General features: G+C 44.6%; 14 protein-coding genes and 4 tRNA genes. 4 read left to right on the forward strand and 14 right to left on the reverse strand.

What is annotated here, in order from left to right:
• Nucleotides 1–90 precede the first annotated feature (90 nt).
• Nucleotides 91–1,473, forward strand: a complete 1,383-nt coding sequence (rocR, locus tag NSU16_RS20160; protein ID WP_168749266.1) for an arginine utilization regulatory protein RocR — start codon at nt 91–93, stop codon at nt 1,471–1,473.
• A gap of 163 nt (nt 1,474–1,636) precedes the next feature.
• Here rocR and NSU16_RS20165 read toward each other — a convergent pair whose 3' ends face one another.
• The 13 genes from NSU16_RS20165 to dnaB all read right to left on the reverse strand — a co-directional run bounded on the left by NSU16_RS20165 (nt 1,637) and on the right by dnaB (nt 12,895).
• Nucleotides 1,637–2,833: a S1C family serine protease gene (locus NSU16_RS20165; protein ID WP_268449230.1), complete on the reverse strand. Its 1,197-nt coding sequence runs from the start codon at nt 2,831–2,833 to the stop codon at nt 1,637–1,639.
• Nucleotides 2,834–2,914: 81 nt separating this feature from the next.
• A complete protein-coding gene (locus tag NSU16_RS20170) occupies nt 2,915–3,709 on the reverse strand; it encodes an MBL fold metallo-hydrolase (RefSeq protein WP_010332595.1) in 795 nt (264 codons plus the stop codon).
• A gap of 14 nt (nt 3,710–3,723) precedes the next feature.
• Nucleotides 3,724–4,569 (reverse strand): two-component system regulatory protein YycI, encoded by an 846-nt coding sequence (gene yycI / locus NSU16_RS20175; protein ID WP_010332596.1) that lies wholly within the window; start codon nt 4,567–4,569, stop codon nt 3,724–3,726.
• Nucleotides 4,556–5,923 (reverse strand): two-component system activity regulator YycH, encoded by a 1,368-nt coding sequence (gene yycH, locus NSU16_RS20180; protein ID WP_268449227.1) that lies wholly within the window; start codon nt 5,921–5,923, stop codon nt 4,556–4,558. Before yycH ends, yycI begins: the two co-directional genes overlap by 14 nt.
• Entirely contained in the window at nt 5,913–7,748 is a 1,836-nt protein-coding gene (gene walK, locus NSU16_RS20185; RefSeq protein WP_010332598.1) for a cell wall metabolism sensor histidine kinase WalK, read from the reverse strand. Before walK ends, yycH begins: the two co-directional genes overlap by 11 nt.
• Before the next feature lie 6 nt (nt 7,749–7,754).
• The gene (walR, locus tag NSU16_RS20190; protein ID WP_010332599.1) at nt 7,755–8,462 is read right to left on the reverse strand and encodes a cell wall metabolism DNA-binding response regulator WalR; all 708 of its coding nucleotides are present in this window, start codon (nt 8,460–8,462) and stop codon (nt 7,755–7,757) included.
• Nucleotides 8,463–8,846: 384 nt separating this feature from the next.
• Nucleotides 8,847–8,919: transfer RNA gene (locus tag NSU16_RS20195), tRNA-Phe, on the reverse strand.
• A 35-nt stretch (nt 8,920–8,954) separates the two neighbouring features.
• Nucleotides 8,955–9,031, reverse strand: a tRNA-Asp gene (locus tag NSU16_RS20200).
• An 82-nt stretch (nt 9,032–9,113) separates the two neighbouring features.
• A tRNA-Glu gene (locus NSU16_RS20205) sits at nt 9,114–9,185 on the reverse strand.
• A gap of 10 nt (nt 9,186–9,195) precedes the next feature.
• Nucleotides 9,196–9,271 (reverse strand) — tRNA-Lys (locus NSU16_RS20210).
• A gap of 221 nt (nt 9,272–9,492) precedes the next feature.
• Complete coding sequence (purA, locus tag NSU16_RS20215) at nt 9,493–10,785, reverse strand: adenylosuccinate synthase (RefSeq protein ID WP_010332600.1); 1,293 nt, start codon at nt 10,783–10,785, stop codon at nt 9,493–9,495.
• A gap of 206 nt (nt 10,786–10,991) precedes the next feature.
• Nucleotides 10,992–11,411: a VOC family protein gene (locus NSU16_RS20220; protein WP_339191821.1), complete on the reverse strand. Its 420-nt coding sequence runs from the start codon at nt 11,409–11,411 to the stop codon at nt 10,992–10,994.
• A 119-nt stretch (nt 11,412–11,530) separates the two neighbouring features.
• Nucleotides 11,531–12,895, reverse strand: coding sequence for a replicative DNA helicase (gene dnaB / locus NSU16_RS20225; RefSeq protein WP_010332602.1), 1,365 nt, complete (start codon nt 12,893–12,895; stop codon nt 11,531–11,533).
• Nucleotides 12,896–13,065: 170 nt separating this feature from the next.
• Here dnaB and NSU16_RS20230 point away from each other — a divergent pair, with 170 nt between their 5' ends.
• The gene (locus NSU16_RS20230) at nt 13,066–13,266 is read left to right on the forward strand and encodes a DUF2188 domain-containing protein (protein WP_339191822.1); all 201 of its coding nucleotides are present in this window, start codon (nt 13,066–13,068) and stop codon (nt 13,264–13,266) included.
• 51 nt (nt 13,267–13,317) lie between these two features.
• On the opposite strand, the gene NSU16_RS20235 is transcribed toward NSU16_RS20230, so the two are convergent.
• On the reverse strand, nt 13,318–13,521 hold the full coding sequence (locus NSU16_RS20235) for a hypothetical protein (RefSeq protein ID WP_010332605.1): 204 nt from the start codon (nt 13,519–13,521) through the stop codon (nt 13,318–13,320).
• Nucleotides 13,522–13,641: 120 nt separating this feature from the next.
• Between NSU16_RS20235 and NSU16_RS20240 the strand changes: the two genes are divergently transcribed.
• Nucleotides 13,642–13,782, forward strand: coding sequence for a YycC family protein (locus NSU16_RS20240; protein ID WP_003242786.1), 141 nt, complete (start codon nt 13,642–13,644; stop codon nt 13,780–13,782).
• Between the two features lie 72 nt (nt 13,783–13,854).
• Entirely contained in the window at nt 13,855–15,051 is a 1,197-nt protein-coding gene (locus NSU16_RS20245; protein WP_339191823.1) for an MFS transporter, read from the forward strand.
• Nucleotides 15,052–15,065 lie beyond the last annotated feature (14 nt).

Consider the following 15,065-nt stretch of genomic DNA (forward strand, 5'->3'; position numbering starts at 1 on the left):
TCATAAAGTGCAAAATTCTTTTGCATATCCTCTCCATTCTTTTATAAAATAGAAGCAATATTAAGAAAATAAATGAGGGAGGTTTATACTTTGGTCAAAGACAGCGAATTCCTCACATTAGTGTTTCAGAGCATTTTGGATGAAATTGATGTCGGCCTGCACGTGGTGGACGAGCATGGAAACACCATTGTTTATAACAACAAAATGATGCAGATTGAAGATATGGAGAAGCAGGACGTCTTAAATAAAAACCTGATGGATGTGTTTATGTTTTCGAAGCAGCAGGACAGCACGCTTGTGCAAGCCCTTCAGGAAGGCAAAACGATCAACAATGTAAAGCAAAGCTATTTCAATAATAAAGGCCAGGAAATCACGACGATCAATCATACATATCCGATTGTCCAAGACGGCGAAATCAAAGGCGCTGTCGAAATTGCCAAGGATGTGACAAAGCTTGAACGCCTGATCAGAGAGAATATGAATAAAAAAGGAAACGCGACGTACACATTTGACAGTATTCTCGGCACCAGTCCGGCGATTCAGGATGTCATTGAAAACGCCAAGCGGGCGACCCGAACATCTTCATCGGTGCTTCTCGCAGGTGAAACCGGCACGGGAAAAGAGCTGTTCGCACAAAGTATCCATAACGGCAGCGACCGATCAAGCGGCCCGTTTATTTCTCAAAACTGTGCGGCTCTGCCTGACAGCCTGGTGGAAAGCATCCTGTTCGGGACGAAAAAAGGTGCGTTTACAGGTGCCGTTGACCAGCCTGGCCTGTTTGAGCAAGCCCATGGCGGCACACTTCTGTTAGATGAAATCAACTCGCTGAATTTGAGCTTGCAGGCAAAATTGCTGCGTGCCCTGCAAGAACGGAAAATCAGACGCATTGGTTCGACCAAGGATACACCGATTGACGTGCGCATTATCGCCACGATGAATGAAGACCCGATTGATGCCATTGCGGGAGAACGAATGCGGAAGGACTTGTATTACAGGCTGAGCGTCGTGACACTGATCATCCCGCCTCTTCGGGAGCGCAAAGAGGACATTTTGCTTCTCGCGTCGGAGTTCATCCAGAAAAACAACCATCTATTTCAAATGAATGTCGAACAGATCAGTGAAGATGTGAAGCAATTTTTCTTATCCTATGATTGGCCGGGCAATATTCGCGAACTTGAGCATATGATCGAGGGTGCGATGAATTTCATGACAGATGAACAAATGATTACGGCTAACCATCTGCCATATCAATACCGCATGAAAATCAAGCCGGCTGACACATCGGAGCCAGAAACCGTAGGGCACCAGCCAACAGCTGATTTAAAAGAAAAAATGGAGAGCTTCGAAAAATATGTGATCGAGAACATTCTAAGAAAACACGGCCATAACATTTCAAAAACCGCCCAGGAGCTCGGCATCAGCAGACAAAGCCTGCAATACCGGCTGAAGAAGTTTTCTCTGCACGCAAAATAACAACCAGTAATCATACATAAAATAAACGCTGAAAATGGAAAGCTGACAAGCCCTTACACACTGTTTCACGTGTAACATCCATGTATTTTCTATGGAACGGGCGTGACCCCGTTCCGCTTTTTTACATAAAAAACAGCCTGGCATTGGTGCCAGACTGCTTCTATTATCTTCCTAACTGATCTGCGGAGGACAGTTTCACTTCAACGGACTTTTCTTTTCCGCCTCGGTAAAACGTCACCTTCACCCGATCACCGACACGTTTTTGATAAAGACGCTTCCGAAGATCCACAATATCATTTACTTTTTGCCCGTCAAATTCAGTGATGACATCCAGTTCCTTGAGTCCCGCTTTTCCGGCAGGTGAAAAGGCATCTACACCCATTATCACCGCTCCGTTGGTCACATGTTTAGGAAGCTTCAGCGTTTCATCCCAATGGTAGCTTGCGATATCATTTAACGATTTCATTTCAATGCCAAGGAACGGGCGCTTCACTTCGCCATATTTCTCCAAATCCTCTATCACCGGGATCACAAGTTTAGATGGAATAGACAGGCCAATCCCTTCAACCGCTGACTCCGCGATTTTCATTGAATTGATGCCGATGACTTTTCCGTCCATATTTAACAAAGCGCCGCCGCTGTTCCCCGGGTTAATGGCCGCATCGGTTTGCAGCACCTCTGCATTCCAGTCAGGCTGACCGTCATCATTGGAATCAACCGGAATCGCTCTCTCTGTTCCCGAAATGACGCCCTGTGTGACAGAGCCTGCAAATTCAAGGCCTAACGGATTGCCGATCGCAATTACCGGTTCGCCTGATTTCACTTTATCTGAATTGCCAAAATCAGCGACGGCTTTGATTTTATCGCTTTTCACCCGCAAGACGGCAAGATCCATCAGCTGGTCGCTGCCGACAAGCTCAGCAGACACGCGCGAACCGTCTTTTAAACTGATTTCAATTTGGGAAGCGCCCTCGATCACATGATGGTTGGTCACGACATAAGCTGAGTTGTCATTTTTCTTGTAGATGACGCCTGAGCCGCTCCCAGCCTCACCGCTTTCTCCCCAAATATCTGTTTTTTGAATGTTTACGACACCGACAACAGCTGGCGACACATTGCTGACAATCTTAGTGACAGCGTTGTTCACACTGACATTCACTGTTCGAATTGGTTCCTGCCTGTTGTTCAGCTGTTGATCTGCCTCACCTGTATCTAACCCCTCATTTGAAAGGTATGGCATTAGAAACGCCATCAATACAGCGCCGACAATCACCCCGATCAGACTTGAAAGAAAATAACCTTTTTTGCTTCTCTTCGGCTGTTCAGGAGTATTATGTTCCTCACGCTCGTAATCCACCATATTCCATCCTTTCAGAGAACGTTGATATGGTTATATTGTGGATTAGAAACTCCTATAATAGTCATGTTACACAAGAAAAAATTATACAGCGCAAAGCGGAGTAGCCTTTTTCGGGTCGGTATCAAACAAATCAAATGTCTCGCCTGCCACAAACCCTTTAGAAGCCAAGGTCTGCTGAACAGACATTCTGGCCAGCTCTTTCATATTGTTGTCTTGACTCAAATGGGCGAGGTAGATACGAGATGTCTCATCGCCGATGACATCAGTCATCGCCAAAGCAGCATCTTCATTTGAAACGTGCCCGACGTCACTTAAAATGCGCCGCTTAATACTCCAAGGGTATCTTCCCATTTGAAGCATGCCAACATCATGATTGCTTTCAAAAACGAACACATTCGCCGAACGGATAATGCCCTTCATCCGGTCGCTGACATATCCTGTGTCTGTCATTAACGCGAGCTTGCGCCCATTACAATGAAACACATAAAACATGGGCTCAGCCGCATCGTGAGAGACGCCAAACGATTCTACATCAAGTCCGCCAAACGACTTCACCGTCTCCATCGGAAACTCAAACTTTTGATCGGTATCAATTTTGCCGATCTGGTTCTCCATCGCCTTCCACGTCTTCTCGTTCGCATAGATCGGAAGCTTGTACTTTCTGGCGATGACGCCGAGGCCTTTAATATGGTCACTATGCTCATGCGTCACAAAAATGCCGTCCACATCATCCAGCTTACGTCCGATTTGCGCCATTAATCCATCCATGGCTTTCCCGCTCAAACCGGCGTCCACTAAAAACGCGTGATCCTCTGTTTCCAGGTAAAACGCATTTCCCGTACTCCCGCTCGCAAGTACGCTAAATTGCAAGCTCATTTCAGTTCACTCCATTATTTTGATTGATCTGTATCTAAAATCGTACTCTCCAAAGCATTCACAGTAAAATACTCTTGCACTTTCTTTTTCTCGCCGTTCACTTTTTTATCATACTCCACCGTAACTCTCCATACCGGCGCCAGTACCTGCGTACTTGTCAGCGGATATTGCGCCACATAGCCGAATTTCACACTCTTTATGGTGCAGTATTCTTTTAACTGATTTTGATAGTACAATAATTCAACCGCATCAAGCTCAGTAATTAAGCTTTCTTTCTGAATCTGCTTAAAGGTCTCAAGGGTCGACTGCTCGTATGACACAACCTCGTTTTTATCGTTTAAATGCAAAATCACTTGTCCGATCATATTAGAGGAGTTATCAGTCTTCTGATAAATGTAATGGCCTTCATACGTTTGGAAGTAAATGATTTCTTTTTTAGATTTATCCACCTTCCAAAGCTTATATTTTTCACCATCTTGAATTTTAGAAGACACAAGCGCCTGTGCATCGCCCTCTATGTTTTTCTTGGAAAGGCCAATCGGGCTCGTAAACTTCATCTTTAGGTTCGTTACTTTATGATCATCACTAGGCATATCCATCATAGGCTTTTGATCCTTGAGTGATTCGATATCATCCTTCGTGAAGACCTTTTGATTCGCCGTGATCCGATAGCCTTCTATCGCTTCCTTATCCAGACCTTCATACGTGATATGATCTGCCTTCATGTCATGCTCTACATCGTTTTTAATGACTTCATATTCTTTACTGATCGATCGCTTCTCAAAAAACTGATAGCCTAAGAAAATATCTAAAATGAGGAAGGCAACGATGAAGATTGTTTTTGTCTTATTCCACTCCATTGTCTGCCCCCTCCTTCGTCAATAATTCCTTCGTAATCGGCACCATTTTTCCGTTTATTTTCATAGCCCAAACCGGTTCAAGCTCAACAAGAGGATCATCGTTAGTTGATGTTGACACCAACTGATACGCAGGGAAAATCTGATCAATTTTGTCCGTATCATACGCCGTTTGTTTGGATAGAAGAGCCCTCACTTCACTGCCGCTCATCAGCTCTGTTTCACTTGTTTTAATCGGATTCGTTCCAAGACTGTAGTTCGGCCGTTTATAGCTGAGAATATCGTCATTGGCCCATTGCACGGTGATCGCCGAAGTGCCGCCAAACGGTTTAGACATGCTGTTAATGACCGGGAGCTGGTCCATAAAGATATAGAAACTCAGCTGCTGGCTGTCATTGATATTAAAAAATTGATAGTGATCCGTCCAGCTTCCTGTATCCTCTAGGTATTTCTGACTCTTTTTGATTAACTCACCTGTTTGATACGAGGTGCTCTGCACTAAATTACGTTGCTGAAATTGAACCTGCCGCTGAGTCAGGCTGACATCTAAACGGCTGATGCCATCCGTCAGTACATTTCTGTTATTATAATTTGAATCTTCTCTTACGATGCTCGGATCGCTGAACAGTGCCTGTTTAAAAGTGTTTGTCTTAATTGATTCCGTGACAAATTCCTTTTTATCCATCGTAAGCGATTTGTTCGGAAGCAAGAACTCTTTCTTTGTTCCGATCGAAAACAAGCTGTACGCAGGCATGTTTGATTTTTTGTTTTGTAAATCATTCATGATATTCCGGTAGTTTGCTGATTCAACCGTCACTTCCAGAATAAGCTGCTTGCTGTATGATACCAAATAAATCTTCTTATTCGTTTTTGTTTCTTCGAATGGGATCATAATATGATCAAACGAGCTGTATTCAAACGATTGATTGGACCATTTAAGCAGCGTTTGAATAATATCAATAGGTATCGTGTCACTGAATTGCAGATCAAGCTTGGCAGCAGAACCGCCTCTTCCATAAAACCAGCTCTTGAATCCGGCCTTATCATATTGATCCGATATATCTTTAATGCCTTTTACATCCCAATGCGGCAAATCTGACCAGACTTCATCATAAAGTGTTTCATCATCGACCTTATAATGAGCACCGTCATCATGAATAAACATTTCCCGCGGTTTTACCGTTTCAGACAGTTTTTGGGTATTTTTCTCAATTTTATGTTTCTCACGCACCATAGACTCCGCTGATGACGAGCCTTCAGAAAAATTAGGCTGAAATGTCCATATGCTCCATGTAAAAACAAGACTGATGACGACAAGTACCGTAAGTAATATTGTTTTTATATTTTCACGCTTCATCCCAATCATCCTCTTGTTCTTCTTTATATGGAAGAGTAAACGTTATCGTTGTGCCTTTTCCTTCTACACTGTCTGCCCAAATATCTCCGCCGTGCGCCTGAACCATTTCCCTCGCAATGGCAAGTCCCAGACCGGTACCGCCGAGCTTTCTCGTTCTCGCTTTATCGACCCTGTAGAAGCGGTCAAAGACTTTTTCGACATCCTTTTTCGGAATCCCAATCCCTTCATCCTTAACACTGATATAGAGAAGTTCTTCCTCTTCATTTACGTCAATCGAGAAGGTGACATGTCCGCCTTCAGGAGAATATTTTAAAGCGTTGGAAATAATATTATCGAGTACCTGCGTAATTTTATCCTGGTCAATCTCTACATACAGGTTTCTGTCCGGCAGATTGCGGATAAATTCCACATGCTGTTCCTTCGTCATTTCAAAGCGATCAATAATGAGGGACATAAATCGGACGATTTGAATCCACTCACGATTAAATTGATAATCCTTGCTGTCAAATTTAGAAAGCTGAAGCAAATCGTTTACAAGCCGAATCATCCGCTCTGTTTCATTCTGCGTCACCATTAAGAAACGCGGTGCAATGTCTTTGTTTTCCCACGCACCTTCAGCTAACGCCTCTAAATAACTGCGCATTGTCGTAAGCGGCGTCCGCAGCTCGTGTGATACATTCGCCACAAACTCTCTGCGTTCCTGATCAATTTTCTCCTGCTCGGTTACATCGTAAATGACCGCAATTAAGCCGTCGATTTTGCCATGCTCCCTTTGAATCACGGAGAAATTGACGCGAAGCACTGTCAGTTCATCGTCCCGCTCAATTTCGAGCAGCATAGAGTCCTGCTGTTCAACTAAATCTTCAAATGTATAATTCTCTTGAATCCCCAGCAAGCTTGTAATCGGCATTTCCAAAGCTGTTTCACGTGAAACGTTCAGCAGCTCCAGCGCCGGGCTGTTCAAGAGGATAATTGCTCCGTTTCGGTTTGTGGCAATAACGCCGTCCGTCATATAAGCAATAACAGAGGAAAGCTTTCTGCGTTCACCCTCTGTCATGGCCTGTGCATCTTCAAGCTCTCTCGTTAAGTGATTAAACGTTGTGGCGAGCTGTCCAATTTCATCATGACCATACTTTCTAACCTTCCTGGAGAAATTCCCTTTCGCAAGCTCCATTGCCTGTTTCCTCATATCTGAAAGCGGGTGGGTAATGGTTCTGGCTAGAAAAATACCGAGAAGGGCTGTCAAAACGAGGGCCAAACCAGTGCCGGAGGCCAGTATTGTGTTGATGGTCTTCATTTGGCCAAAGACATCTTCCATGCTCGCTACCACATAAATCGCTCCGACAACCTCTTGGTTTTCAGTGGTAACGGGCTTTGCGGAAATGAGGACTCTTATTTTGCTTTTCGGGTCATAATATTTTCTAGAATAAGACTGTTTAGTAGAAAAAATTCTTTTGAAAATGAGATCCGTCGTTTGTTTCCCTGCAACTTCTTCTCCATATGGCCTTGAAGAGCCAACCACTTCATAGCTTTTATCAACAAAAGTAATTTCCCGAATCTCATCACTCTTCGTGAAGTCATTCAAAATACGGCTGACATCATCCTTAATGACGGTGCTGTCATTATCACTCTTATATTCCTGCTCAATATAATAAGAAAGGTTGTCGATTCGCTGATTAAGCGATTGTTCATAAGATGTAATCAGCGACTTCTCTACCTGATTGACAAAATACACACCAATGACTTGCATCGCGATGATAATCAAAAGCACATAAATCAAGGTAATCTTAAATTGGATCGACCGAAAAAAACCAACCTTATTCATTGGGCATTAGTCCTGTTCTGGGTTTCTCAAGTAATAACCGACGCCGCGGCGTGTGACAATCCAATTTGGATGGCTTGGGTTATCCTCAATTTTTTCACGAAGGCGGCGCACTGTTACGTCAACCGTTCTGACATCCCCAAAGTAATCGTAGCCCCAGACTGTTTGCAGCAAGTGCTCACGTGTCATGACTTGACCGATGTGTTTTGCCAGGTAATGCAGCAATTCGAACTCACGATGGGTCAATTCGATCGTTTCATCTCTTTTAGACACTACATACGCGTCAGGGAAGATCACGAGGGAGCCGATATGAATGTCGTTGGAAGATGATTCTTCCTCCGCTGGCGCTGTTGTCAGCTGGCGGCGCAGGTTCGCTTTCACACGGGCCAAAAGCTCACGTGTGCTGAATGGTTTCGTAACATAGTCATCAGCGCCGATTTCAAGCCCGATGACCTTATCAATTTCTGAATCCTTAGCCGTCAGCATAATGATAGGCATATCGTATTTCTTTCTGACTTCACGGCATACTTCAACGCCGTCTTTATTTGGAAGCATAATATCTAAAAGAATTAAATCAGGCTGAAGCTCTTCCACCATTTCGACGGCTTCATTTCCGTCATAGGCGCAATGCACTTCATAGCCCTCTTTTCTTAAGTTAAATTCCAATATATCTGCAATCGGTTTTTCATCATCTACTACAAGGATCTTTTTATCCATCATTTTTAATTTTCCTCCTGCCGAATGGTCTTCATTTCATCTATATCACATTCGTTACATCACTTATGGCCCAAATAGAACAATGGGTCCTTGTCTATTATAACGGTTTAAGGTCAAAAGATAAAAAAAATAAAGGTTTAGAAAAAAACACATTTTTAACCTTCATCCACCAGTTGTCTATCTTTTGTCATGTTTTTCAACTTTTCTTAAAAAAGATAATTTAAATGAAACCTCCGCTCACCTGCGTGCGTCTTTTCATTGACGTCTTCTTCTTTGAACCGGCCGCAGGGCCGGTTCTCCCTTTTTCTTCTATTATAACACTCCGCATGTCTATCTTTTCTTAAAAGAAAAAACGCACCTACGATTGCAGATGCGTTTGGTAAGTGGCTCGGGACGGAATCGAACCGCCGACACACGGATTTTCAGTCCGTTGCTCTACCAACTGAGCTACCGAGCCAAATGATTTATTTTTCTCTACTAAGTAAAGTAAAATGGCGGTCCGGACGGGACTCGAACCCGCGACCTCCTGCGTGACAGGCAGGCATTCTAACCAACTGAACTACCGGACCTTACAGTAATTTGTCTGGAGAGCTGTCGTGTCAGCTCTCGCAGACAAATAAGGAATTTAGCAATAACGCTAAAGTAAATCAATGACCCGTACGGGATTCGAACCCGTGTTACCGCCGTGAAAGGGCGGTGTCTTAACCGCTTGACCAACGGGCCTTCACAAAAATGGTGAGCCATGAAGGACTCGAACCTTCGACCCTCTGATTAAAAGTCAGATGCTCTACCAACTGAGCTAATGGCTCCTAAGATGCCGGATTTTTCATAGAGCAAACGACTTGGATCAAGTTCTTATCTTGTACTCTATTGAAGTAGTTTCCGTAACAACGAGATTTATAATATCACGAACAAATAGAAGTGGCAATAACTTTTTTGGTTTTTTTTCATATTTTTTTCTCAGACCAACTTATATGCAGTTTTCAAACAAAAAAAAGCCCCTGAAAACAGGGGCTTACGGGTATTCTGCTTAGTTCGCACGATACACGCTGCGAAGGACATTTGTTTGTGAACGGTCTGGGCCGACAGAGAAAATAGAAAGCGGAATGCCTGTCAGCTGAGACACGCGCTCAAGATAGTGACGCGCATTTTCAGGAAGCTCGCTCAAGCTTTTCGCACCTGTAATATCCTCAGTCCAGCCCGGCATTTCTTCATATACCGGCTCACATTCAGCAAGTGCTTTAAGGCTTGCAGGGAATTCTTCGATGATTTCGCCTTTATAGCGGTACGCCACACAGATTTTCAGCGTTTCAATTCCTGTTAGGACGTCAATTGAGTTCAGAGAAAGATCTGTAATTCCGCTGACACGGCGGGCGTGGCGGACAACGACACTGTCAAACCAGCCGACACGGCGTGGGCGGCCTGTTGTTGTTCCATATTCACGTCCGACTTCACGGATTTGATCTCCGATTTCGTCTTTCAGCTCAGTCGGGAAAGGACCGTCGCCGACACGAGTCGTATAGGCTTTTGAGACGCCGACTACGTGCTTTATTTTTGTCGGGCCGACACCTGAACCGATGGTTACACCGCCGGCAACCGGGTTAGATGACGTAACAAACGGGTATGTTCCTTGGTCGATATCAAGCATAACCCCTTGCGCGCCTTCAAATAACACGCGGCGGCCTTCATCAAGCGCATCATTTAAAACAACTGATGTATCGCAGACATATTTCTTAATCTGCTGTCCGTATTCATAATACTCATCTAAGATATCTTCTATTTTAAATCCTTCTGTCTCGTACATTTTCTCAAGCAGACGGTTTTTTTCTTCAAGATTGCGTTCAAGTTTCTCCGCAAACGCGTCACGATCCAACAAGTCTGCGATACGAATGCCGATTCGGGCTGCTTTATCCATATAAGCAGGGCCGATTCCTTTTTTCGTTGTGCCGATCTTGTTTGCTCCTTTTCGCTCTTCTTCCACTTCATCCAACTTCAAATGATACGGCAGAATCACGTGAGCTCTGTTGCTGATTCTCAGGTTATCTGTACTGACGTTGCGCTCATGAAGATACGCAAGCTCTGTGACTAATGCTTTTGGATCTACAACCATTCCGTTTCCAATCACACACGTCTTATCTTTATAGAAAATTCCAGACGGGATTAAGTGAAGCTTGTATGTGACTCCGTCAAACTTGATGGTGTGCCCTGCGTTATTTCCGCCTTGATAACGGGCGATCACTTCTGCATTTTCTGATAGGAAATCTGTGATTTTGCCTTTTCCTTCATCGCCCCATTGCGTACCTACTACAACTACTGAAGACATGTCCGTGCACCTCCGTTAACCTTTCAAAAACGATTCTATTCAAACAAATCAAGTTTATCAGTGAAGAAACAGAAAGTCAATTGCAAATCCGAACATTAAATTCTTGTAAATCCTCATTCGTTCGCTTTAATTGATATTAGAAGCGTTTTCTTAAAGCTTTTCCTCGAAAAGCTCATGAAACTTTCATCCTTTAGTGGGGGAAAGAATTACTTGTCTGAAACCCCTTTTGTGTTCATGAACACGATTCGCCAGCCGTCTGGATCCTCTATTGTCACCCCTCCATGACTCCAGTACGGGTTCTCAGGTTCCGCCTCCTGATAGCCCATTCTTTTTAATTTTGCAGTGATAGCTTTGATTTCTTCTTCGTTCGGCACATAAAAGACGAGCAGGCTGTCTGGATGGGGAACGTGCGCTATACTTTCCCCTTCATGCTGGGTGAATTCCAAGTGGTAATCGGTGTGGGGGAGGCCAAACATGACACCGTCATACCCATTATGCTGATGAAATTCACCAAGTCGTTTTAAGCCCAGCCCTTCTTCATAAAACCGAATGATCTGATCAAGCCGGCCCGTGGGTCTCGCTATCCGAATTTGTGCGGCATGAAATTGTGAAAAACGATTCCTCATTGTTACCCTCTCCTTTTTGCCTCATTTTATTAAACCGCTTTCATTATTACATCCGCTAAGCGGCTGGTTTCTCTTCCGTCTTTTGGATGAAAAAAACCCCAAGAAGAAGCTCTTGGGGTTTACGCACCGGGCGGAACACCTGCGTCGTCAAAACGCCGTTCCAGGTTGACGAATTTATTGTATTCTTTTACGAACGCAAGAGACACGGTTCCTACCGGGCCGTTACGCTGTTTGGCAATAATGATTTCGATAATGTTTTTGTTCTCAGTTTCTTTGTCATAGTAGTCATCACGATAAAGGAACGCAACAATATCTGCATCCTGCTCAATACTTCCTGATTCACGGATATCAGACATCATCGGACGTTTATCCTGACGCTGCTCAACGCCACGCGAAAGCTGAGAAAGCGCGATAACAGGGACTTGAAGCTCTCTGGCGATCGATTTCAGTTCACGGGAAATTTCTGATACTTCCTGCTGACGGTTATCCTTTGAACGTCCGCTTCCCTGAATCAATTGCAGGTAATCGATCAAAATCATCCCAAGACCGCTTTCCTGCTTCAAACGGCGGCATTTGGCACGGATTTCACTGACACGGATACCTGGTGTGTCATCGATATAAATTCCGCTGTTGGACAGGCTTCCCATCGCCATCGTCAGCTTGCCCCAATCCTCTTCTGTCAGATTTCCTGTACGAAGGTTTTGGGCATTGATATTTCCCTCGGCACAAAGCATACGCATAACGAGCTGCTCGGCACCCATCTCAAGACTGAAAATGGCTACACTCTCGTCGGTCTTTGTCGCTACGTTTTGCGCGATATTCAGGGCAAAGGCCGTTTTCCCTACTGACGGACGGGCAGCCACAATAATCAAGTCATTGCGCTGGAATCCGGCAGTCATCCGGTCAAGCTCAGAAAACCCTGTTGGAATCCCGGTAATATCACCTTTTCGATTGTGAAGCTGTTCGATGTTGTCATACGTCTGAACAAGGACATCCTTGATATTTTGGAAGGCGCTTGTATTTTTGCGCTGCGCCACTTCCATAATCGTTTTTTCCGCTTCACTGAGTAAATCTTCAACCTCGTCCTCGCGGGTATATCCGTCCTGAGCGATTGTTGTCGCTGTTCTGATTAACCGGCGAAGAATTGATTTTTCCTCAACGATTTTTGCGTAATATTCTATGTTAGCCGCTGTCGGCACCGAGTTTGCGATATCAGTCAGATACGATATGCCTCCCACTTCTTCCAGCAGGTCCGTGTTGGCAAGCTCTGACGTCACCGTAACTAAATCAACCGGTTCACCGCGGTCTCCGAGCACCAGCATCGCATTATAAATTTTTTGGTGGGACATTCTATAGAAATCATCTGGAATCAATACCTCTGAAGCCAGTGTTAAAGCAGACGGCTGTAAAAAAATAGCGCCTAACACGGCTTGTTCGGCTTCTATATTTTGCGGCGGCAGCCGATCATTCAGAAGGTCTGTCATGCTAAGCACCGTCCTCTCATTAAAAAATCTCCAAACTCCATTTTACCATTTATCCAGAAAAAAAATAGAAAAATTCTTTGTTTCCTATTTTTTTCAGTCAGCAGATTGGATAGTTTCGGACAGTGTCAGCCTGGGGAAAAAAACTGATAAAACTTGAGGGAGGAATAAATATGCTGAAAAAATACGCCGTAACACCCAACGTCGATGTGGACGGCTGGTTTATCACAGTGGATAATGTGGCGCCTACAGCTTTATACACCTCTAAAGACGCCGCAATTGAAAAAGCGAAGCAGGTAGCCAAAGAGAACAGCCCGGCAAAGCTTGTGATTTATGACCGGCATAAAAATGTGGAAGAGGAACTCTCTTTCTAACAAACTGAAAGCCTTCGCTGCCGCGGGGCTTTTTTTAACGGGTAAGACACGCTATTCCATCCATTTGAATCCGGTACGCATCATGATATCCGCCGCCTTTTGATACAGCTCCCACTCTTCAAATGAAGCAAATTTCCCCATCAGCTCCTGAAGCTTATGCCGCAAAGCGATATATTCTTCCAATGTGACAGCTCTCTCAGTGTCGATCTGATGCTCATACAGCATTTGTTTTAATAATGATAACGGTTTATTCATGCTGAACCCTCCTTATCTCTTTTATAAGGGGCATTTTCGGAATGCACCATTCCTTTGTGATATCTTCTTACGTTTCACATCTGATTCTTGTACAATGGACAAAAGAGAGGAGGGATCTTTGTGAGACCTTTGCAAATTTCTGCTGAAACTGCACAAAAGCTTGCAGAGTCTTTGAATCTGCCGCTTGAACAGATCATGCATATGCCTCAGCATATCCTGCTTGCCAAAATGGCTGAATTGCAGAAAGAGGACAAATCATAACCCGCACTCGCATACTTGCTTACATGTATCGGAATGATATTAAGTATATGTTAGAAAAGAGGAGTAACTGCTTTGCCACATCCACAAAATAAAAAAATCCAATCGTTTTGGCTGATTGCCGGTATTATCTTTATCGCGTTTAACTTAAGACCTGCAATCACTTCAGTTGGGCCGGTCATCAGCTCCATCAGGACAGAGCTGCACATGTCCAATGGAGCTGCCGGGTTTTTGACCGCTCTGCCGCTGCTTTCGTTTGCCGTTCTTTCTCCGCTCGCGCCTAAGCTAGGACGTCGTCTTGGAAATGAGCGAACCTTATGGCTTGGTCTCCTGGTACTGTTTATCGGTGTTTTGATTCGCTCTGCCGGCTATACTGCCGCTTTGTTTTTCGGAACGGCACTTATCGGAATCGGAATTGCGATCGGAAACGTACTTTTGCCAAGCTTAATCAAACATAAATACCCTGAAAAGCCAGGACTCATGATCAGCCTGTATACGACATCAATGAATATATTCGCTGCTTTAGCATCAGGTATCAGCGTACCTTTAGCGGCCCAGTTGGATGGCGGATGGAAACAGGGATTTCTCTTATGGGGAGGCTTGGCATGTCTAGCCTTGCTGATTTGGATACCCCAGCTTCGCCATCGGGATGTGTCCAACCAGACGCCGCAGCTTCAAACAAGTCCGATTTGGGCTTCCAAAATGGCATGGTTCGTCACCATCTTCATGGGCCTGCAATCCTTTTTATTTTACAGCAGTATCGCCTGGTTTCCTGAGATTCTCCGTTCACACGGAATTGATACGTCAACCGCCGGATGGCTGGTATCACTCATGCAATTTGCGAGTCTGCCTTCCACTTTTCTGACACCGGTTTTAGCTGACCGCGTGAAACATCAGCGCGGGATCGTTGCAGCGCTGACCGCAGTCTATCTGATCGGTCTATGCGGATTATTAACAGGCGGCAGCCACGCTATGCTTGCCATCTGGATGGTGATTATCGGTATCGGACAAGGCTCCAGCATTAGTCTGGCACTTACTCTCATTGGGCTCCGAAGTGAAAATGCGTATCAGGCTGCAGCGCTGTCGGGCATGTCCCAGTCATTTGGCTACCTTCTTGCTGCTGTCGGGCCGATCTTTGTCGGGTTTCTCTTTGACCAGACACATTCATGGACAATGCCGATTGTGCTTCTTATTGCTGCTCTAATCGTCATGGGAACAGCAGGACTCGGGGCAGGACGCGATCGATACGTCCTTCAGACAGAGAGAAAGTGAAATTCAGCATAGAA

Origin of the sequence: Bacillus sp. FSL K6-1003, assembly GCF_037964945.1 — a bacterium.
GTDB classification, from domain to species: Bacteria; Bacillota; Bacilli; order Bacillales; family Bacillaceae; genus Bacillus; species Bacillus mojavensis.

Excerpts from the sequence above, each read along its gene's own strand:
- NSU16_RS20170 (WP_010332595.1), bottom strand. The coding sequence starts at position 3,709 with ATGAGCTTGCAATTTAGCGTACTTGCGAGCGGGAGTACGGGAAATGCG.
- NSU16_RS20235 (WP_010332605.1), bottom strand. The coding sequence starts at position 13,521 with ATGAATAAACCGTTATCATTATTAAAACAAATGCTGTATGAGCATCAG.
- NSU16_RS20165 (WP_268449230.1), bottom strand. The coding sequence starts at position 2,833 with ATGGTGGATTACGAGCGTGAGGAACATAATACTCCTGAACAGCCGAAG.
- purA (WP_010332600.1), bottom strand. The coding sequence starts at position 10,785 with ATGTCTTCAGTAGTTGTAGTAGGTACGCAATGGGGCGATGAAGGAAAA.
- NSU16_RS20220 (WP_339191821.1), bottom strand. The coding sequence starts at position 11,411 with ATGAGGAATCGTTTTTCACAATTTCATGCCGCACAAATTCGGATAGCG.
- dnaB (WP_010332602.1), bottom strand. The coding sequence starts at position 12,895 with ATGACAGACCTTCTGAATGATCGGCTGCCGCCGCAAAATATAGAAGCC.
- walR (WP_010332599.1), bottom strand. The coding sequence starts at position 8,462 with ATGGATAAAAAGATCCTTGTAGTAGATGATGAAAAACCGATTGCAGAT.
- NSU16_RS20230 (WP_339191822.1), top strand. The coding sequence starts at position 13,066 with ATGCTGAAAAAATACGCCGTAACACCCAACGTCGATGTGGACGGCTGG.
- yycI (WP_010332596.1), bottom strand. The coding sequence starts at position 4,569 with ATGGAGTGGAATAAGACAAAAACAATCTTCATCGTTGCCTTCCTCATT.
- walK (WP_010332598.1), bottom strand. The coding sequence starts at position 7,748 with ATGAATAAGGTTGGTTTTTTTCGGTCGATCCAATTTAAGATTACCTTG.
- yycH (WP_268449227.1), bottom strand. The coding sequence starts at position 5,923 with ATGAAGCGTGAAAATATAAAAACAATATTACTTACGGTACTTGTCGTC.